This window comes from Geminicoccus flavidas, assembly GCF_009806515.1.
Lineage (GTDB): Bacteria > Pseudomonadota > Alphaproteobacteria > Geminicoccales > Geminicoccaceae > Geminicoccus > Geminicoccus flavidus.
In genome coordinates this window covers 1-3,355 of sequence record NZ_WUJP01000265.1, presented here as the reverse complement: position 1 = coordinate 3,355, position 3,355 = coordinate 1, and the positions used below count along the sequence as shown (strand labels likewise).

Annotated in this window: 4 protein-coding genes; 2 read left to right on the top strand and 2 right to left on the bottom strand. The window is 69.8% G+C overall.

Going from position 1 to position 3,355, the window contains the following annotated elements; genetic code table 11:
• Positions 1–788: Gfo/Idh/MocA family protein (locus EQG76_RS07375; protein ID WP_159712002.1), on the top strand; the 788-nt coding region annotated here is incomplete at its 5' end.
• A 47-nt stretch (positions 789–835) separates the two neighbouring features.
• Complete coding sequence (locus tag EQG76_RS07370) at positions 836–1,573, top strand: FadR/GntR family transcriptional regulator (protein ID WP_159712000.1); 738 nt, start codon at positions 836–838, stop codon at positions 1,571–1,573.
• A gap of 15 nt (positions 1,574–1,588) precedes the next feature.
• Here EQG76_RS07370 and EQG76_RS07365 read toward each other — a convergent pair whose 3' ends face one another.
• Both EQG76_RS07365 and EQG76_RS07360 read right to left on the bottom strand, forming a co-directional pair.
• Positions 1,589–2,575, bottom strand: coding sequence for a sugar-binding transcriptional regulator (locus EQG76_RS07365; protein ID WP_159711998.1), 987 nt, complete (start codon positions 2,573–2,575; stop codon positions 1,589–1,591).
• A partial coding sequence (locus EQG76_RS07360; RefSeq protein ID WP_255476487.1) for an FGGY-family carbohydrate kinase occupies positions 2,575–3,355 on the bottom strand: 781 nt, incomplete at its 5' end. The genes EQG76_RS07360 and EQG76_RS07365, both read right to left, overlap by 1 nt.

Genomic DNA, 3,355 nt, shown 5'->3' with positions numbered 1-3,355 from the left:
GCCTGCCCGACCGGCAGCACGAGGCGGCTGCGGTCGCGGCGGCCAGGGCCGGCAAGGCGATCCTCCTGGAAAAGCCGCTGGCTCATGACATGGCGGCGGCCAGACGGATCGTGGCGGCGGTGGAAGCGGCCGGGGTGCGCCTGATGGTCGGGCACATCCTGCGCTTTGACCCGCGTTACGTACAGCTCTTCCACGCCTCAGCACCCGAGCGGCTGGGTACACCGATCCATCTGCGCGCCAAGCGCAACAGCACCCGCGCCACCGCAAAGCGCCTGGGCGCTGCCAGCTCGATCCTGTTCTACATGGGCGTGCACGACGTGGACGCGATGCAGTGGCTGGCACGCTCCAGGATCACCCGCGTCTATGCCCAGAAATGCCAGACGCTCGGCACCGGCAACGAGGACGTTCTCTATGCCGTGGTCAACTTCGAGAACGGCGCCATCGGCAGCATCGACTATAGCTGGGCTTGGCCGGACGGCCTGATGAACGGCTTCCGCTCGGCCATGGAGATCGTGGGCACCAGGTCCGCCGCCTATGTCGATACGAGCGACCAGGGCTTCTATGTGGTGGGGCAGGATGGGACCAGCGGCGGCGATACCCATCTCTGGCCCGAGATCAACGGCCGCATCGTCGGTGACCTCGCCGATGAGCTCGACCATTTCATCCAGGCGACGCTGTCCGGCCGGCCGTACCTGCAACATCACCAGGAGGCGCTGGACGCCATTCCGGTGCTGGACGCGCTGGCGGCATCCGCACAAAGCGGCCAGGCGGTCGACGTGATCCGCTGAACGGCCCCCGGACCTTGCCCGCCCAGCCATCCCAGGAGCCTGCCGGCATGGCCGCGGACGCCGCCCTGCCGGCCACCACGCCGGTCCCGCCGCACGAGCGGCCCACGCCGGCCCTGATCTACCGGGCGCTGCTGCGCGGCATCCGTGACGGCTCGCTGCCGCCCGGTGCACGCCTGCCCAACGAGCGCGACCTGGCCCGCAATTTCGGCACCGGCCGCACCGCCGTGCGGACGGCACTCACCATGATGGAGCGACAGGGCCTGGTGCTGCGCCGGGTCGGCAGCGGCACCTATCTGGCGGACGATGCGGACCGTGTCTTCGTCCGCATGGACCAGACCGATGCGCCGGAGCACCAGGACGTGCCGAGCCTGGCGGAGATCGCGGAGGGCCGGCTCCTGTTCGAGCCGGCCATGATGCATCTGGTGGTGGGCCGGGCCGAGGAGGCCGAGCTCCAAGCGATGCGCCAGATCCTCCAGCGCATCCAGGCGGCGGCCAGCTGGCTGGACTTCAAGGAAAGCATCTACGCCCTGCACCGGCAGATCTTCGCCAGCACCAAGAACCGCTTCCTGGTGCAGGTGATGGACAGCATCCTGGCAGACCGGCGCGAGGTCGATTTCGACGGGCAGGATGTCGGCCGGCAGCCGCCGGCTCCGGTGCGGGAACAGACCCACGGGGAGCTGAAGGCGATCGTCGACGCGATCGCGGAGCGCAATGCTGTCCGCGCCGAGCGCCTGGTGGCCGATCACCTGACCCGCATGCTGGCGACGATCAACATCTGGCGGTGAGGCCCAGCCGGCCGCTCAGCCGGCCTCCAGCAGGAACAGGGCGGTCTGCTCGTCGGTCACCAGCACGTTCAGGTAGCCGGCCCGCAGTGCCGCCAGCGTCACCGCATGCTTGGCCCGACCGGTGCCCACCCCGATCGAGAAGGCGCGCTCGCGGCAGGAGGCGAGGTCGGCACCAATCGTCCGGGCATCCAGGTCGGGATCGACGATCCGGCCTTCGCTGTCGATGTAGCGGCTCAGGATGTCGCCGACCGCACCCTTGGCCTTCAGGCGCTGCACCTCCGACTCGCCGACGAAGCCCGACTGCACCAGCACCGAATCGACCGCAATCGCGCCCAGGCCGAAGCAGATCACCGCGGCCTTCTGGCCGACCTCCAGGACGCCGGCGATGGTCGGGTCCTGCTCCAGCGCCACCCGGGTCGCGGCCTTGCCCAGGATCGCCGGGACCGGCAGCAGGATGGCGTGGCCGTTGGCAGCGCGGGCGAACAATTCGGCCACGTTGTTGGTGCGCAGGGGTGAATCGCGCAGGTTCATTGCACCGTTCAGCATCACCACCTCCGCCCCCTTGTTCCAGAAAGGGGGCAGGCGGCGGGCGACCGCGCTCATGGTCCGGCCCCAGGACACGCCGACCAGCTTGTAGCGGTCGAGCCCGGCCAGCAGCCGGCCGGCGGCCTGGGCCACCGTGTCCAGCATCAGTTCGTCGCTGACATCCGGATCCTGCGGGACGACCACCGCGTCCTTCAGGCCGAAACGGCGCTGCAGGCGGCTCTCCAGCTCGGGCAGGCGAGGGGTGTGCGGCACGATCTCGATGCGGACCACGCCGCTCTCGCGCGCATCCGCCAGGAGCCGGCTCGCCTGCCAGCGGGTCAGGCCCAGCTCGGTGGCGATCTCGCCCATGGTCATGTCGAGGTGGTAGTAGCGCTTGGCCACCTGGATCATGAGCTGGAGGCGCTCGTCCGCCGACAGGTCGCGCAGATGGACGTCGCGCTGGCCGGCCTCGGCCATCAGCTTGGCCGCTGGCGCTGCCGGGCCGCCAGGCGTCGTGACAAGGGTGCGAGCAGCCGGGTCGCCTCCAGATAGTCCTCCAGCAGCTCCGCGTAGCGCGCATGGGCGCCGGGCTTGGGCTCGATCGTGGCGGTGGGCGGTGCCACGGCGTCGGCCGCGGCGAATAGGTCCGGCAGCAGCTCGGCACCGGTGGCGGCACAGGCGGCGGCACCAAGGATCGAGAGGTTGGTGTCGGTGGCGAGCTGCACCGGCATGCCGATGGCATCGACGGTTGCCTGCAGCCACAGCCGGTTCTTGGCAAAGCCGCCGGCACTCACCACCCGGCGGCAGGAGATGCCTAATTCGTTCATCCGGCGCAGCACGTTGGCCGAGCCCAGCGCCACGCCCTCCACCGCTGAGCGGTAAAGGGCCGCGCGGTCATGGCCGAGCGACAGGCCCAGCACGGTGCCGCGCAGATGCGGGTCCCGGTAAGGGGTCCGGTTGCCCATGAAATAGTCGAGGGTCAAAAGGCCCGTGCTGCCGACCTCCAGGGCGGCGGCTTCCCGCACCAGCTCCTGCAGGCCGGCATTGTCCAGCCGGAACATGTCCCTGGCGAACCAGGACAGCACCGAGCCGGCTGAGACCTGGCCGGCCTCGACCAGCCAGTGGTCATCGACCAGCGCATGGGGATAGGGCCCCCAGAAGCCGGACACGTCCTGCTCTTGGCCCAGCTGGAACAGCTGCACCACCGAAGTGCCGCCGATCATCAGCATCTCGCCGGGCGCGATGGTGTTCGCACCG

Coding starts and splice junctions, on each gene's coding strand:
- EQG76_RS07370 (WP_159712000.1), top strand. CDS start 836: ATGGCCGCGGACGCCGCCCTGCCGGCCACCACGCCGGTCCCGCCGCAC.
- EQG76_RS07365 (WP_159711998.1), bottom strand. CDS start 2,575: ATGGCCGAGGCCGGCCAGCGCGACGTCCATCTGCGCGACCTGTCGGCG.